The sequence below is a fragment of the Cryobacterium sp. TMT3-29-2 genome (assembly GCF_004564305.1).
Classification (GTDB): domain Bacteria; phylum Actinomycetota; class Actinomycetes; order Actinomycetales; family Microbacteriaceae; genus Cryobacterium; species Cryobacterium sinapicolor.
Genome location: NZ_SOGK01000011.1, coordinates 65,668 through 81,378 on the forward strand (window position 1 = coordinate 65,668; position 15,711 = coordinate 81,378).

Here is a 15,711-nt window from a genome sequence, read left to right on the forward strand (position 1 = left end):
GCAATGGTTAGTCAGAGAAATACCCCACACATCCCCGACGACCGTGTGCGAGAGCTGATCGCGGTACTCGACACGTCTCTTGGTGGAGTTCCACAAAACACCCAAGACTCACGGCACCGAACTCAAACCATCACCTCGGTCAAGAACCTTCTGGGCAACTTTGGGATCGACGGCGAAAGTCTCATTCGGTACGGAATGTCGGCACGCGCGGCCAGCGCCGTCTACCGCGCCATGTTCTCTCCCGACGACGACGATTTGACCCGTATCGTTGACACAACCCGCTGGCGCCAAGTGCTTAAAGTCCCTACTCCGACTGCCCCTTTGGGCGAACTTGACGAGGCCGAACTTGACGCGATGAGCCTCAGCCTCCACCGCGTGCCTCATTTGCTCGACATGTGGGTGGCGAACGCCCCCATAGCTGACATCTTGAGGTACGCCCCACCATCTGACACGGACTGGTCCCAGTGGGCGCTTCTATCACCCGATGCCAATGAGACGATCAGCGCCTATCACTGGCTCCTACAACGCAGCATCACTGAAACCTTGGGCAGGTGGAGCACGGAGTCGCTCCACCTGGAATATAGATGGCAGAACGATCACCAGGTCGGTCTCTTCAGTGCGGCCGCTCTCAGTACCGAAGGTCCGAAGGGAACCCTGCTGAACGCTGAGATCGCCCTCCGCGCCGTCGCGCCACAGCTTGCGGAGCAAGTGGAGCAGGATCAGCTGTTCTGGCAACTCCAAGAAACGGCAGTGGATTACCTCGTAAAGGGCAAGTATCTCGAAGCCAAGACGCTGTTTGAGTTCCATCTGCGCCGCAATCTGAATGACGCGCGCACCCTCAACAACCTGGGCTTCTGCTCTTTCCCGCTCAGCGCAAGCAAAGCGCTTCATTGGCTGCAAGATGCAGCGGCCAATGGGTACGTTGAAGTGCCCATCAACATCTACAACCAGTGCTGTTGTCTCGTAACTCTCAACCGCTCCGGGGACGCCTTGGACCTCGCCGAGAACTATTGGCAGCGCCAGCGCCGGCCAAACACGATGACGGGATTCCTTTGGGTGCAATCCAGTGACACCTGGACACTGACGGGTGACTGTGCCGCAGAACAGGAACTGGTCGACCTGGCCATTGCAGCAGCGCGAGAAGTCGGACGCGGAGACCGTGCCACTCGGTGGGAGGAGCGAAAGGTGGACCTCGCGTCGGCGTCGGCGTCCGCCGCAAGATCTCCAAGGGCAATTGAGTCTGGTGCCCCTTGACCCACCGAGGAGCCAGCCGGCTGAGGGGTCCCCGAGCGCGTGCTTCGCAGGTCACTGAGCGCGCCTCCTGAGTAAGCGATTCGGTCTAGAGCATTCTCGTTGAATCAGGCTTCCCGAGCATTGCGGAGCGGCCGCAAGCGGCGACCATCTATTGGAGCGATCACATGAAAACGGCAAATACTGGGCGGTGGCTGCAGCCCTCACGGTAGTGATCGGGCTCGTCTTGTCCACTGCCAAATTCGACGCTTTGAGGAACGGGATCCTTTTCGGTGGCTACGGACTAGCAATCGGACTTACATACAGAATCCTGCACACCAAAGCACGCCCAGCGGCAACCAAAGGCTGAAGATCGCCTTGCCGCTCCCGCTCGGTGCCAAGAGTGAGAACGTGATCTCGGCGCTCATCGAAACGTTCAACACGTTGCCACGACCGGGCGCCGATATTCCCAACTGCTCTGATTGCTGCCAGACCGCTCGCTGGCGAACATTCCTCGCAGATCACTTGGTCCGACATCAGTCCTCGGCCTCGGATAGGTCGAAACGCCGGGCGGGACGGCCGTCCGGCTAACGGTCCCACGTCGCCCGATCCTGTCGCGCCGCAGTTTGGACGGGTCTGAGTTCCCCCATTCGCATCAGCTTCGCGGCGGAACGGCCCTCGAATCGCCGGACGACCGCGGTGAGCCACAGGGCATCGCCCCACGGATCATCCAGCCCCGGGTCTAACACGGTCAACACCTCTCGCAGCCCTGTCAAAAGCTCTGCTGAGGCGTTGAGCTGAAAGCTCGGGTAGAGGTCGGTGCCGTCGGCTGTTCGGGTGCGCAGGACCTCGCCGGCATTCGACGCCCTATCCAACTCCTCCGTCGATATGGCGAGCAGGCGCATCAGGCTCGCGCCGTCGTAGAAGGGTTCAACCGTCGACTCCCACGTGGCTTGAGTGCGTGTTTCCGCAGCCGAAGAGCGACGCCCCAGCCTTGCTTTCTCGACATCAGTCGCCTCGGGCGCGGAACCCGTGGGCTCATCCGCCCGGTGGGACGGGTCGCTGCTGGTCACCACAAGGCTTCCATGGTCAGCGTCGCGGCGGCCAGGACCGCCTCGGTCTCCCGCAGATGGTCGACCGGCCGGTCTTCCTGAACGAACGATGTCGTGGGGCCGAACGTCCAAAGGGTCAGATCGTCGCTCGACCACCCGTTGGCGTGTGCCAGCTCGAGCAAGGGTCCGATCACGGGCAGGACCGTCTGGTGGTCGAATTGGAAGCCAGGGTAGACGTAGGTGTTCCCCCGGCGCACGCCAATGATCTTGCGAGCCTTCCGTTGCGCAGCCACCCAGCTTGGACCAGCGCGGGTGACACCCAGCAGCTCGGCAACCTCACCGCTCGTCAGGAGACCAAACTCTTCCTCCAACCGCCGCCACGCCTCCGCAGTTGCACGAATGGCCCGAGCGAGCTGCGGCGAAGGCGCCGCCGCTCCGGCCGAGCGAGTCTCGTCCGAACGGTGCTGTGACCCGCTCGCGGCGCGCCCGTCGCCGTCAAAGTTGTTCGTCATGGTCTGATCCTGCACCGGGCCACCGTCGGCCGGTGGAGAGCAGTCCGAACTGTATTCCGGCACAGGTTCAGTCCCGGCTGGACGGGGCGCCCCAGGTCCAGAAGTCCAGACCCGTCAGAGTCTCGACCCTGTCTGCGGACAGAGTGCCGGATCGGTAGGCCAATCGCGCTTTCGCGGCCCACCCGGCGAGGGCCCGTTCGTACGGGTCTGTGCTGCGAAGTTTCGGTGCGCCCCCCTGTGCGGCGGTGAAGTCAGCATACGCAGCGCAGGTCGCCTGCCAGACGTTCTCCAGCGGATGGAAACTGAACCCGGGGACGCAGAGCAGCCGCTGAACTTGGTAGGCGCAGAGGCGCCCGGCGGCGAATGCGCGGCGCTGCGCGCGGACACTGTTAGCGCGCTGTTTCTCCACGGCGGAGATCGCGCCCTCTGGGAGGCGGCGGTTTTCGCGGGGCATGCGGCCCTGACAGCGAACAAAGGCTTCCAGGGCGAACACGTTGCGGATCCAGTTGGCGACGTCTCGAGGGACGGTATCGGGGATCTTGCCGGCGCTGCGGGATTCCATTTCCCTGTTGTAGAAGGTCAGCGATCGTCTCTGATCCGCAGTAAGGGTAGAGGGAGGCTGGTCGTGCAGCCGTGCGTATTCGGCGTGGAGCTGTTCCACGGGGCTCTGATTGGGCATGGTTTCCCTTTCCGACCCGCACGGCGTGCGGTGTCGGAGAGGTCATGCGCGGGACGAGTCTCGCGGCGTGCCGGAAGGTGTATTCCTGCACGGACCCGCATGACAGGAATCCCCGGCTAGCGTCCCTGTACCGACCGTTCACTCGAGCAGTCGAGTGACACGGGAGGTCCGCGAATGCCCGATCAAGGTTTGGCTTCACAGGGCGTTGCGGGTCCGGATTGGGTGCGCTGGCCCGTGGCGACGACGCCCGCCGCCTACAGGTCAGGTCCTGCCGGCCCAGTCCGGCTGCGCAGCTGCACGGAGGCCGGCTCATGGTCTCGATGAGCACCCTGATGGACCAGGTCACCGGGCAGTTCAGGATCCGAACCCAGTCCGGCTCGACCTACTGGCTTGACCTCGACCGACACGAGATGAGCCGAACTCCAGCGGCGGATGATCCCGACCAGGTCCACACTCTGCGCCGCGATGGTTCCACCGTCCGTTTGCTGAGGATTGTCGAGTGCTCGGTCGGCCGTTCCATGCAGCTGCTCATCGACCTAGCCGTTCCGGATGTGGACGCGACCACCCGACGCAGCACGCCGGTGACCGCGATCGAGCGCATAACCCCCGATCTCGACAGCGACCGGGGTGAAGCATGATCCGCAGACAAGCGCCGTCCGATGGGGTGCCCGGCTCGTCGGGCATCACCCGGCTGACCACAGAACACGGCTCGGTCCTCGTCATCGACGGCGACCTGCGCGCCTACCGGCGGACCCCGGGCCCCGCGGCTCTCCAGCTTCCCGGCGACCAGGAGTGGTTGAGCTTTGCCGGGATCGGTCCGGTCGAGATCGGCAGCCCCGTGACCGTCGTGTCCGCCAGCCAGGCCACTGGCCGGTACGTCAGCTCCCCCCTTGTGACCATCGAGCCGGTGCGGCCGGCGCGGGAGCTCAGCGCCGCCGAGATCGAAACCGTGCACTTCGTCGGCGGCTACATCAACTACGGCGTCATCCCGCAAATCCGGTTTGAACCATGAACGCCGGCGAGGCGCCCCATCCGGATCGCGACCCCCGCAACGACCTGTCCCCGCTCTGTCGGACCCACCGCCCGGCACCCAGCTCAGCGTATTCGCCGTACGCCGTGCAGACTCTGTCCACGGTTCGTCGGATCGGAATCATGGGAGACCTCCACGGGGACCTCGGGCACGCCCTGCAGGCTTTCCGGGCTTTCGCGGACCGCAGCGTGCACGTCATCGTGCAACTGGGTGATTGGGGCGTGCTGTGGCCTGGAAGAACCTGGCAGATCGACCTCAACAAGATCTCGCGCGCCCTGGGCCGGCATCAGATGACCATGTTCTTCCTGGACGGCAATCACGACTGGCACCCCAAGCTCCTGGAGTATCCCGTCGATCCCGACGGCATGCGTTGGATCACGGCCAACATCGCCCACCTCCCCCGCGGGTACCGCGCCCAGATCGGCGGACGCTCCACCCTGGCCGCCCTCGGCGGCGCCAATAGCATCGACCGCGAACTCCGGAAGGAGGGCATTTCTTGGTGGCCCGAGGAGCAGATCACTGAAGGCGACCTGCGGCGCCTGGGCACCGAACGCGCAGATGTCCTAGTCGGACATGAAGCGCCGCTGATGGACGAGCCCGATCTGGACAGACGCGCCAGGGACCTGGGCTTCTCGACGGGCGACATCAGGTACGCAGCGGAAAGTCGGGGGATGTTTCGCCGTGCCGTCCTGCAAACCCGCCCCCAGCTGACTCTCGGAGGCCACTACCACCACTTCCACGACCAGGTATTGACCGTGCCGGGAGCGTCCTACCTAACCCGCGTTGTCGTGCTCGACATGAACGGCAAGAACCGGGTGAACCTGGCGATCCTGGATACCGCCACCCTCGGCCTGGAGTTCCTCTACCGGAACGGCGCCCCCGTCGTGCCGGACGCCCACGAACCAGAAAGGACTGACGATGGACGACCCGGCAGTTGAACCAATCCGCGTGAGCGAACTCCGCGGAGATGAGGGCGGCGCGTGGCGCGTCGTAACGCGGGATAGCCGCCACTATTTTGACCTCGAGCTGGGCACCGTGACCCGGGTACGTGGGGCCGGCGCACCGCCGACGATTAATGACCGGACCCGTCCTCTACGGTCGATCGACACTCTCCGGGTCGGTGCTCGTGGCCGATGGACCATGTACACCGACGGCTGGGACGAGGACGTTGACTTTTTCTGGGCCCAGACCTCGCTCGTGGCCGCCATAGAAGCCATCAGCCGTGATGAGCTGCCGGGAGCCGGCGGTGTCGTGCCTGATTGAGGCTGGACCCACGCGGGCTGATCTCGCGGGGTTCAGAGAGTCTCAAACCGCCGCCCAGAAGCGGCAGTCAGTCCCCTGCGGAGCACCGGGCGCGGTGCAGTACTCCCGTCGTAAACAGGGGCATACCCGGTGAATCACGACGAGCCGACCTATCTGCCCCGGATGGATGCGGGGTATTGGAACCACATCGGGGATTTCGTGCGCGCCGCTGTCGTTGACGCTGCACCGGGGACGGTCTACTCCGAGAGGGAACTGTACGCTGCGGCGACCCCGCTGACCTTGTGGGCGTGGCAGACGGCCGCCATGCCTCTCGAACGCGACGTGATCTTTGCCGTTCGCACGATCGAGCGCTTCATTGCCGTCGGCCTGACGCAATACGGGAGCAAGGCAAGCCGAAACACCCTGCGCTCCCGGCTCCTCCGGATCTCGGAGGCGCTGCTCGACGCGGAGGCACCACCGGTTTTGCGACCGCTGGGCGGATCGGATCCGTCGGCGCCGTACACCGCCCGGGAGGTGGTGACACTGAAGAGTTGGGCAATCGCCCAGACCACTGCCGAAAGGAGGTCGAACGCGGAGGCGCTACTCGCCCTCGGACTCGGCGCCGGCCTGGCAGGACGAGAGATCGTCAACCTCACGATTGGAGACATCAGAGCCGACGACGACGGCGTACTCATCACGGTGCGTGGCGAGCGCGCCCGGGTGGTTCCCGTGCTGCGTGAATGGGAACGAGCCCTGGCCGAACGGGCGGATGGCTGTCGGGACGAGACGTGGGTGTTCCGGGAACAGCACGCCGGTGCCAACCGGAACCTGATCACGGACTTTGTCTCGCGGGCGGAGGGCAAGATCCGGTTGCAGGCGCGACGAATGCACTCGACCTGGATCGTGCAGCATCTGGCGGCCGGCACACCACTGGTGCCGTTGATGCGCGCTGCCGGGTTGCAGTCGCCTGAAGCGTTGGACCGGTTCCTCCGGTTCGTTCGGGAACCCGACGCCACGTACTTTCGGAATGCTTTGCGAGATGCGGTCGCCACCCCGCGCTGATCCGTCAGCGCTGACTCGGGGCCTCACCGGCGACGGCGCGTCGTTCCCGCAGTTTGAGGTTGCGTTCCGCATTGACCATGTCTTCAATCCTCATGATCACGTCCCCTCGAAGGATCCGACCCAACCGGGTCATATCGGTTCCGTTGTCCTTGGCATAGGACGCGATGGTCGCACCATCCGCTGCGAGCGCGGCACGGACCTGCTGCGCATGCACGTGCTGGATTTTGGCCGTGCCCAGCTGATCAAGCGCGCTCTCTGTCATCCCGTCGGGGCTCTCCCACTTCACGAGGCGCGCTGTTCCGAAGTTTGTCGACGGTTCGCAGGAGGCTCGGGGCCGAAAACGCGGATTGGTCACGGTCGCCCACACTACCGGATGGGGCGCCCTAATAGGGCACGCTTCGGCGAAATGGCCCGGATCCTCCGCATGTCCCACCTATATGAGCATCCCCCAGAGCACTTTCCCTGTCATCCGACCATTCGACGGCTTTCCGCCCCTCACGCCGTCCTGCGGTGGCCAAGCATGAACGCCGTCAGCCCGCCGGCGGTGCAGCGCGTCATCGACAATTACGTGGCCGTGATGCCGGCCGTGCACTGGACGACGATTGAATCCTTCGTTCGCGACAGTGTGACGAGCCTCGGGCTCCAAACTCGTGGTGTTGCACGGAACTATCTTGCAGCGACCGCGAAGTTTGCCCACTGGCTGTGGCAGACAGCGGCAGCGAACCTGGATCCCGCAGCCGCCTTCCGGCCCGCGCTCATTCGCCGATTCGTGCACGATGTCATGCCTGCCCGTGCCGAGACCTACCAGCAGCAGACCGCTCAACGTCTCAACAGCCTCGTCACGCACTTCACCGCCGCCACGCCCGACCGTCAGACCCGGAATCACCCAGCCTCGGTGCGCCCCTACGCCAACCGGGATCTCATCACCTTCCGAAGCTCTGCCGCGCGACGCACGAACGAGGAGCGACGAATGAACGCACACGTCCTCCTCGCGCTCGGCGCCGGAGCCGGCATGCGTGCCGAAGAGATCGCCCTCGCACGCGTCAGCGACGTCAGCACCGACGGCGACGACCTTTTGGTCAGCGTGCGCGGCAACCACCCTCGCTCGGTCCCGCTCCGCGTCGAGTGGCGCCGCGCCCTCGCTACGGGCATCAATGGCCGCGAGCCCGGCGAGTGGCTGTTCGCCGGCTACCGTCTGCCCGAATACCCGGCCCGCGTGATCCACCAGTTCGGCATCGATGCCCCAGATGAACCCACGCCATCAGCGACCAGGCTCCGCGCCACCTGGATTGTGCGGCACCTCAACGCCGGCCTCAGACTAGACATCCTGCTGGAGCTAGCCGGACTGGCAAGTCCAACCTCGCTCGCGCCCTACGTGCGGGCCATGACTCCATATGACATGGTCGAAGTCCGCCACCTCATCTCCGGAGCGGGGCCGACTCGATGAGCGGCATCACGGACGGCGCCCTCGAGGTGCACGACGAGGTGCAGGAGAGCACCGCGTTCGAGCATCTCCTCGACGACGCCATTGGGACCACCTCGGGCCGGACATCCAAGTTTGACCTCGATGACGTACGCCGAGCCGCCACGATGATCGACGGTTCCAAGATGCTGGAGCAACTCGCCACGTGGCGTCAGGAAGCCCGCCAAGGCACGCATCCCGGCGGACGCCCCCCGAAGATTGATGACCGCGTCATCCTCATCGTCCTGCTCCTCCTCGCACGCGAGCACACCCCCCTTTGGGCCACGGAGATGGGAGCCGTCCTGCATCGTCGCCTAACAAAGGAAGCGCGTGTCTTCCTTGGTCTCCCCGCCAACTTGTCCGGGACGGCGAGAGGACGCACGGAGGCGAGGCGCTGGTACAACACCGCGTGGAACGCATTCCACCGCATGAAAGCTCTCATGGACCCTTACCCCGATACCCCGCTCTACAGACTCACCAACCGATCTCAGCGTGACCGAATCGTCGAGCTGCGCGACCCGGAGGTCGTCGCGCAGGGACGGGAACGGCTCAACTGGTTTTCCGACTCGCTCCTGGAAATGACGTTTCGGCTCCTACCGCGCGATGTGCGGAGGCTCATCAATCAGCACACCACTATCGGAATTGACCAGACTCCCATGGTCGCAGCCAGCCCGCGGGGGCGCTCCCCTGTCGACAAGGAAACCGGCCTGGAGCTGAGGGTCAACCCAAAAACCGGCAAGAACTACTCGGACAAGCTCGTCCTCGAACAGGACTCCGGCTGGTACCCGATCAACGCGGAAAGACGCGAGGAGTCAGGTCCGGGAAGCAAACCAGACAAGGACTTCGTGTGGGGTCGGGCTGGAAGCATCGCCGTTCTAGTACCGAACCGCCCCGTCAACCAGGCCGAATTCCCCAACATTGCCCTCGGATTCTCAATGAGTCTGCCGGGCACTCAACACGTCGCCAGTGAAACCGTGCGGGTCCTCCAGTCCATTGCTGACCGTGGTCACACCCCCGGAACCGTCGTCGCCGACCGCCTCTACTTCGCGACCCTCTCAGCCAAGTCCCTGCACATCCCCGTGAAGGAAATGGGGTGGGCCGTCATCACCGACTACAAGAAGACCGGGTTGGGAATCAAGGGAGGCAAAGCCGGTGCCATACAGGTAGAAGGCCGCCACTACTGCGCCGGGACCCCAATGGACCTCCTCAACGCCTCAGTCGATGCAGAAGCCCACACGATAGACGACGACACCTACCGCAAACGGCTCGAAGAACGAACGGCCTTCGAGCTCCGCCCCAAGGAGAAACCCGACGCACGGGGGCACACACCGATGATGTGCCCCGCCGTCGGTCCGAACGCGACAGTGGAATGCCCCCTGCGCGAACTCCACCGCAACGCGACCGATAAAATCCGCATCGCCGTCCTTGAGGGCAATGTTCCAAAGGCCCCCGATTCAATCTGCACGCAGAGCTCGGTGGACTTTGGACCCGAAGACGGCATCCGCGACGCTCAACTATTCCGCTACCAGTCGAAGGAATGGAGCGACGCGTACCGCATCGGCCGCAACACCGACGAGAGCTACCACGCCTATGTGAAAGACGTCGGACACGAAGCAGCTGACACTCCAGCACGCCGTCGAATCCGCGGATTCGCCGCACACCAGATCATGGCGACCATGTTGCTGGTGTCAGCCAACATCAGGAAAATCGTTACCTTCCTCACTGACCGCGAAACCCGAACGTCCAAGAGCAACACGACCGGTCAGAACTTGGGGCCCCTGCGGAAGACGCGCCGCCGTGACCGCGAAGGCATATCCAACTACAAAGCGAAGTGGCCACTCAGGGTGCTCCCCGGTGCCCCGGCCGGCGAGGAACTCGACCCGCCGCTCCGAACCTAACCGCGCACACCGACGCCGCCACTCATCACTCCACCGCACGACCAGGACAATCCGCAGCGCCGAAAAACGGCCGCTCGGGCATCCCTGGCCGTGCGTTGTCATTTAATCCGCGCCCACCAGTCCGCATGAGCGGGAAACCACGCGCTACCCACGCCGGAAACGACAAATGGCCTCCGAAATCTCGGAGACCATTCGTTTTGGGACTAGTTCTTGGAACAGAATCAACCAGTTCTAAGAACAACCCCTGTGGCGGTACCGGTGGGATTTGAACCCACGGTGGAGTCTCCCCCACACAACTTTTCGAGAGTTGCACCTTCGGCCGCTCGGACACGGTACCGAGGGAGAGTTTAGTTGAAATCAGGGGCCGTGCGCCAATCGCTGCGGCGGAGATCCGTCGCTGAACGGTCCCGAACGGCCCCGAACGCCCCGGAACAGCGCCAACCCAGCACAGGGCGGTATTCTCTCCCGGTGATAACCGCGAACCACAGGCTCCGTTCCTTTGTCCTGACCGCCGGGTCCCTGGCCACCGCGGCCGGCCTTGGTGCCGCCGTCGTCGTCAACTACCGGGGCTTCCAGCGACGCATCGCAGAGAGCTCAGCGATTCTCAACGAGACCCTGCCGGTGCACTCCCTCTGGTGGCGCACCCGAGCCAAGGACAAGGGCGCGCTGCTCTACGCCGTCATCGGAGATAGCGCCGCGCAGGGCATCGGGGCGAGTTCCCCGCCCCGCGGCTACGTCGGAATCCTGACCGACCACATCCGTCTGTCCACCGGCAGAACGGTGCGCGTGGTGAACCTGAGCGTGTCGGGCGCGACTGTCGAGCTCGCCGTGCGCGACCAGTTGCCCAAGTTCGTGAAACTCACGCCCGACATCGTCACGGTCGCGATCGGCGCCAACGACATCGCCCTTTGGGACGCCGCCGTGTTCGAGGCCGGCATCCGGCAAATCTTCCAAGCCCTCCCCTCGCACGCCCTGGTCGCCGACCTGCCCTGCTTCCACCTGCCCCGCAACGAACGGATGGTCGCCGTCGCCAACCGCATCATCCGCCAGGTGGCCGCGGAGCACCGGCTCGCCGTGGTGCCGTTGCACGCCACGACCAAGCGGCTCGGGCTGCGCAGCGTCGCCACGCATGTCGCGGGGGACCTGTTCCACCCCAATAACCGTGGCTACCGGGCCTGGGCCGACGCGTTCCTGCCGGCGCTGAGTGCTCATCTGGAGCGGGGCATCCGGCCTGCCGACCCGGTCGGGGCCGATGCGCCCAAAGCGCCTGCCGACCTGCCCGCCACCCCGCCCGCCGGCCTCCCCTCCCCCGCCGCCGAACCCGCATCGGCGCCGACCGCGAGCACCCTGGAAACCGGCGGTGTCAGCGGCCCGAGCTAGGCTCACAGAATGGCCAGACCCGTTTCCTCCTTCCGCTGCACCGAGTGTGGCTGGACCACCCTGAAGTGGGCAGGTCGCTGCGGCGAATGCCAGCAGTGGGGCACCGTGGTCGACACCACCGAGAAGGCCAGCCTGGCGCGCGCACTCAAGCCGGCCAGCGTCAGCGGCCCCGGTGTCGCCCGCCCGATCACGCACGTCGACACGACGGCCGTCTCGCACTGGCCGACCGGCATCGCCGAGTTCGACCGGGTACTGGGCGGCGGCATCGTGCCCGGCTCGGTCATCCTGCTCAGCGGCGAGCCCGGCGTCGGCAAGTCCACGCTGCTGCTCGAGGTGGCCTCCAAAGCCGCGGCCGCCAAGTCCCGCGTGCTCTACGTCAGCGCCGAGGAGTCGGTCAGCCAGGTCCGGCTGCGCGCCGAGCGCACCGGGGCGCTGCAGCCCGAGCTGTACATCGCCGCAGAGACCGACCTGGCCACCATCCTCGGCCAGATCGACGCCGTGCAACCCAACCTGGTCATCGTCGACTCGGTGCAGACGGTGGCCAGCTCACTCTCCGACGGTCTCGCGGGCATGCCCAGCCAGGTACGGGAGGTGGCCTCCACGCTGATCCGGGTGGCCAAAGACCGCAACCTGCCCATCCTGCTCGTCGGGCATGTCACCAAAGACGGCTCGATCGCCGGGCCTCGCCTGCTCGAGCACCTCGTCGACGTGGTGTGCCAGTTCGAGGGTGACCGGCAGAGCGCGCTGCGCTTCGTGCGTGCGCTCAAGAACCGGTTCGGCTCGACCGACGAGGTGGGCTGCTTCGAGATGACCGGCGACGGCATCGCCGAGGTGCCCGACCCGAGCGCGCTGTTCATGAGCCGCGGCTCCACCCCCGTGTCCGGCACCTGCGTCACGGTGGCGCTCGAGGGCCGCCGGGCGATGCCGGTTGAAGTGCAGGCCCTGGTGATCAAGACCCAGGCCCCGAACCCCCGCCGCGTCACCAACGGGGTGGACTCCTCACGGGTGGCGATGCTCCTCGCGGTGCTTGAGCGCCGGGCGAGCCTGTCAGGGCTGGGCAGCATGGATGTCTACGTGTCGACCGTGGGCGGCATCCGTCTCACCGAGCCGGCCGCCGACCTCGCCATCGCCCTCGCCATCGCGTCCGCGTTCAAAGACAAGCCCATCGCCCAGGGTGCCGTGGCCTTCGGCGAGATCAGCCTGGCCGGAGAGGTGCGGCCCGTGACGGCGGCCAAGTTGCGGGCGGCCGAGGCCGCCCGTCTCGGGTTCACCATCCGTCTCGACGCCGACGCCGGGTCGATCGGCACCGCGGTGGCCGCGGCGATCGCGACCGGCCAGTCCGCACGCGACGTCGAGCTCGATCGAGCGTTCTAGCGGGCCTCGAGCAGCTCGGCCACCGGGTTCGACGTGGAGACGATGGCCGCTTGCACGACCCGGTTGCGACCATCGCGCTTCGCCACATACAGGCGCACATCGGCGGCGCGCAGCAGGTCCGAAATCTGCTGGCCGTCGGCGGGCGCCACGGCAACCCCGAGGCTTGCGGTCACCGGCAGCGTACCGGTGATCGACGACCAGTCGTGATCAGCGATGGCCCGGCAGACGGCGTCGAAGCGCAGGTGCGCCTCGGTGGCGTCGATCCCCGGCATGATCAGCAGGAATTCCTCCCCTCCCAGGCGCGCGGCGATGCCGTCGGCCGCGGATGCCGCGGCGGTGATCAGAATGCTGCCCACTTCGCGGAGTACGGTGTCGCCGACCTCGTGCGACAGGGTGTCGTTGATGCGCTTGAAGTGATCGAGGTCGACCATGGCGATGGCCACGCTCGGCCCACCCTCCCGCACACGCATCAGCGCCGCGCCGAGGTGCTCGTCGACGAACCGGCGGTTGCGCAGTCCGGTGAGCGGATCACGCTCGGCCAACTCGCGGTACCGCTCGCTCTCCCGGCGGGACTCCGCGGTCTGGTAGACGGCCTCGAGGATGCGCCCGCGCGACTCATTCTCGCTCGCGCCGAGCGCCTCGGACTGCTCGTGGAAGTGCCGGTACGCCTCGAACGCGGCGCGGAAATCGCCATTGGCGGCGTGGATCTCGGCCTGTTCCCGGGCCGCTTCCGTCGACCATCGAATGAGCCCGAACCGCTGGGCCAGCTCGCGGCACCGGTCGATCACAGTCTGCGCCTGGTGCAGCTTTCCCTGCGTGCGGTAGATCACGGCCAGGGTGACGAGGGCCGCGGCGGAGCCGTCGGGATGCAGATCGCCGACTTCCGGGTCCATCGCCGGCAGCAGCTTCGCCTCCGCCTCGTCCAGCCGCCCCGCGGTGAGGTAGACGCGTGCGACCGTGTCGAGCGCGTACATGCCGATCTGGCGGTCACCCACCTCGGACAGTCCGATCAGTTGTTCAACGGCCGCGAGGGCCGCGGCCTGGTTGTGGGCCAGGTACTCGGTGTAGGCGAGATTGTTGAGGATGTTGTAACGGATGATGGTCTCTGGGTCGTCGATGACCAGGCGGAGGGCATCGTCGTAGCGGCGACGCGCCTCATCGAGGGACCCTGCCGAGCCGAGCGCGTCGGCCAGGCACTTGCGGGCGGCGGCTCGCATCAGCGGAACCTCCGAGTCCTCGAGCAGATCGTTCGCGGCGACGGCATGCTCCAGGGCCAGCGCCCGGTCGCCCACCATTTCAAAGACCGAACCGAGAACGTCGTGACAGCGCGACTGCAGGGCGAGTTCGCCGTGTTGCTCCGCCCAGCTCAGGATCTGCTGCACCTGCACGGCGATCTGTCCCGGATCTCCGCGACGGATGCGCACGGCCGCGACGACAACCAGCAACCGGCGTGCGGTGGCGCCGTGCTCTCCCTCGCCGAGCTCGGCCAGCCAGGCCTCGGCGTCCTCGAGGGCGACATTGCGGTCGATCCAGTACTGACGCTCAACGCGCGCGAGGCGGGCGTCGTTCGGATCCTGCCCGGTCCCCGCCACTCTGACCTGCTCCCTGACAGGCCGAATGCTGACCGTGAGAAGTCCGTCGGATTCCGCTGTGAAAGCGAGCCGAACACTGTCAAACGTCAGCCTATCGCGGGGCGCCCGCCCGGTCGGGCGGTTGGGGACCCCCAGCCTGAGGGGGTCGATCGGGAGCTACTCGCCGCGCTCGCCTTCGCCGGACTCCGACTCGCCGGGTAGCGGGCCGAGGGCGCTCATCAGGTCCGCCGGCGCGGCCTGCATGACGTGCGGACCGGCGATGTCGAAGAACACCATCTCGAGCACCTGCTGGTGCACGGTGAGGAATTCGCGGAGCCACTGCGCGTCGCCGACCATGACCTGCGGATCGACCTCGTCGGGCACCATGCGGGCGTAGTTCTCGGCGGAGGAGAAGAGCAGCAGCATCCGTCGGTCGGTGCCCTCGCGCCCGAAGACCCGCACCTGCTCCGCCTGACCGTTGACGACCAGCTGCGGAACGATCATCACGTCATTGCGGAGGGCATAGGCCACGGCGACCACATCCTGGGCCGCCAGAGCGGCGGCGAGGGCAGGGGAATTCGTCGGTGGAGTCTCTTCAGTCACGGCTTCCATTCAACCAGTTGACGCGGTGCGGTCCCGACATGCGCACCTCTGGAGAGCCATGCCAGGAGCGAACGGGTCTCGACAAGCTCGACCACCGGGCCGCTCGACCACCGGGCGGCTCAGGAGAGGAAGAACTGCTTCGGGGTCGCCGACTCGATGCCGTCGACGGTCACGCTCAGGTTGTATGCCGCTCCCCCGGCCGGCGCGGCGTCGCGGGTGGCCTCGCCGCAGGTCTCCGGGCTCGAGCGGCTGCGGTCCCAGACGATCGCCTCCCCTGAGCTCACGGGCTCGCCCGGCTGCAGGGTGACGTCGGCGTCGCCTGCCTCCTGCTGGCAGTCGGTCGACGTCCAGTAGACGTCCGCGCCGCTCGAGACCGTGAAAACCTGAGTCGCCGTGCCCGCGTTCAGCACGCACGGGACGTCGCCGATATTGGTGACGCTGAGCGACAGCATCGGCTCTGCCCCGGGCTCATAGCTGACCGCGTCGGTGGTCGCTTCGACCTGCACGGATGACGGGTCGCACGCGGCCGCGGCCGCAGCCGCCGCCGGGTCGGAGACGGAGGCCTTCGCCCCCGTCGACGCGGCCTCGGCCGCGGGCGTCGGCGTGCTGCCCGGCT

17 protein-coding genes and 1 tRNA gene are annotated in these 15,711 nt (G+C 66.1%); 10 read left to right on the forward strand and 8 right to left on the reverse strand.

Going from position 1 to position 15,711, the window contains the following annotated elements:
• Positions 1 to 45: 45 nt before the first annotated feature.
• The gene (locus E3O67_RS01605; RefSeq protein WP_135101594.1) at positions 46 to 1,254 is read left to right on the forward strand and encodes a hypothetical protein; all 1,209 of its coding nucleotides are present in this window, start codon (positions 46 to 48) and stop codon (positions 1,252 to 1,254) included.
• A gap of 563 nt (positions 1,255 to 1,817) precedes the next feature.
• On the opposite strand, the gene E3O67_RS01610 is transcribed toward E3O67_RS01605, so the two are convergent.
• The 3 genes from E3O67_RS01610 to E3O67_RS01620 are packed head-to-tail and all read right to left on the reverse strand — an operon-like array spanning position 1,818 to position 3,473.
• A complete protein-coding gene (locus tag E3O67_RS01610) occupies positions 1,818 to 2,303 on the reverse strand; it encodes a hypothetical protein (RefSeq protein ID WP_135101595.1) in 486 nt (161 codons plus the stop codon).
• The gene (locus tag E3O67_RS01615; protein WP_135101597.1) at positions 2,300 to 2,809 is read right to left on the reverse strand and encodes a helix-turn-helix domain-containing protein; all 510 of its coding nucleotides are present in this window, start codon (positions 2,807 to 2,809) and stop codon (positions 2,300 to 2,302) included. The genes E3O67_RS01610 and E3O67_RS01615 overlap by 4 nt, the downstream gene beginning before the upstream one ends.
• A 52-nt stretch (positions 2,810 to 2,861) precedes the next feature.
• Positions 2,862 to 3,473: a helicase associated domain-containing protein gene (locus tag E3O67_RS01620; protein ID WP_135101599.1), complete on the reverse strand. Its 612-nt coding sequence runs from the start codon at positions 3,471 to 3,473 to the stop codon at positions 2,862 to 2,864.
• A 311-nt stretch (positions 3,474 to 3,784) separates the two neighbouring features.
• Between E3O67_RS01620 and E3O67_RS01625 the strand changes: the two genes are divergently transcribed.
• The 5 genes from E3O67_RS01625 (at position 3,785) to E3O67_RS01645 (ending at position 6,807) form a co-directional block, all read left to right on the forward strand.
• Positions 3,785 to 4,111 (forward strand): hypothetical protein, encoded by a 327-nt coding sequence (locus E3O67_RS01625; RefSeq protein ID WP_135101601.1) that lies wholly within the window; start codon positions 3,785 to 3,787, stop codon positions 4,109 to 4,111.
• Positions 4,108 to 4,485, forward strand: coding sequence for a hypothetical protein (locus E3O67_RS01630; protein WP_135101603.1), 378 nt, complete (start codon positions 4,108 to 4,110; stop codon positions 4,483 to 4,485). Before E3O67_RS01625 ends, E3O67_RS01630 begins: the two co-directional genes overlap by 4 nt.
• Before the next feature lie 140 nt (positions 4,486 to 4,625).
• Positions 4,626 to 5,441, forward strand: a complete 816-nt coding sequence (locus E3O67_RS01635) for a metallophosphoesterase (protein ID WP_167726407.1) — start codon at positions 4,626 to 4,628, stop codon at positions 5,439 to 5,441.
• Positions 5,422 to 5,766: a hypothetical protein gene (locus E3O67_RS01640; protein WP_135101607.1), complete on the forward strand. Its 345-nt coding sequence runs from the start codon at positions 5,422 to 5,424 to the stop codon at positions 5,764 to 5,766. Before E3O67_RS01635 ends, E3O67_RS01640 begins: the two co-directional genes overlap by 20 nt.
• 129 nt (positions 5,767 to 5,895) lie before the next feature.
• Positions 5,896 to 6,807, forward strand: coding sequence for a hypothetical protein (locus E3O67_RS01645; RefSeq protein ID WP_135101609.1), 912 nt, complete (start codon positions 5,896 to 5,898; stop codon positions 6,805 to 6,807).
• 4 nt (positions 6,808 to 6,811) lie between these two features.
• Here the strand turns inward: E3O67_RS01645 and E3O67_RS16750 are convergent, their stop codons facing one another.
• Positions 6,812 to 7,069, reverse strand: a complete 258-nt coding sequence (locus E3O67_RS16750) for a hypothetical protein (RefSeq protein ID WP_167726409.1) — start codon at positions 7,067 to 7,069, stop codon at positions 6,812 to 6,814.
• A gap of 258 nt (positions 7,070 to 7,327) precedes the next feature.
• Here E3O67_RS16750 and E3O67_RS16755 point away from each other — a divergent pair, with 258 nt between their 5' ends.
• Both E3O67_RS16755 and E3O67_RS01655 read left to right on the forward strand, forming a co-directional pair.
• Entirely contained in the window at positions 7,328 to 8,254 is a 927-nt protein-coding gene (locus E3O67_RS16755) for a tyrosine-type recombinase/integrase (protein WP_167726411.1), read from the forward strand.
• Positions 8,251 to 10,167: a hypothetical protein gene (locus tag E3O67_RS01655; protein WP_135101613.1), complete on the forward strand. Its 1,917-nt coding sequence runs from the start codon at positions 8,251 to 8,253 to the stop codon at positions 10,165 to 10,167. Before E3O67_RS16755 ends, E3O67_RS01655 begins: the two co-directional genes overlap by 4 nt.
• Positions 10,168 to 10,414: 247 nt before the next feature.
• Here E3O67_RS01655 and E3O67_RS01660 read toward each other — a convergent pair.
• Positions 10,415 to 10,504 (reverse strand) — tRNA-Ser (locus tag E3O67_RS01660).
• A gap of 131 nt (positions 10,505 to 10,635) precedes the next feature.
• Here E3O67_RS01660 and E3O67_RS01665 point away from each other — a divergent pair.
• Positions 10,636 to 11,547, forward strand: coding sequence for an SGNH/GDSL hydrolase family protein (locus E3O67_RS01665; protein ID WP_241981918.1), 912 nt, complete (start codon positions 10,636 to 10,638; stop codon positions 11,545 to 11,547).
• 9 nt (positions 11,548 to 11,556) lie between these two features.
• Positions 11,557 to 12,921, forward strand: a complete 1,365-nt coding sequence (gene radA, locus E3O67_RS01670) for a DNA repair protein RadA (protein ID WP_134427827.1) — start codon at positions 11,557 to 11,559, stop codon at positions 12,919 to 12,921.
• Here the strand turns inward: radA and E3O67_RS01675 are convergent.
• The 3 genes from E3O67_RS01675 to E3O67_RS16760 all read right to left on the reverse strand — a co-directional run.
• On the reverse strand, positions 12,918 to 14,513 hold the full coding sequence (locus E3O67_RS01675) for a diguanylate cyclase (RefSeq protein WP_135101615.1): 1,596 nt from the start codon (positions 14,511 to 14,513) through the stop codon (positions 12,918 to 12,920). The genes radA and E3O67_RS01675 overlap by 4 nt on opposite strands.
• 156 nt (positions 14,514 to 14,669) lie before the next feature.
• Positions 14,670 to 15,095, reverse strand: a complete 426-nt coding sequence (locus E3O67_RS01680) for a dehydrogenase (RefSeq protein WP_370259828.1) — start codon at positions 15,093 to 15,095, stop codon at positions 14,670 to 14,672.
• A 119-nt stretch (positions 15,096 to 15,214) separates the two neighbouring features.
• The coding region (locus E3O67_RS16760; RefSeq protein WP_167726413.1) for a hypothetical protein at positions 15,215 to 15,711 on the reverse strand (497 nt) is incomplete at its 5' end.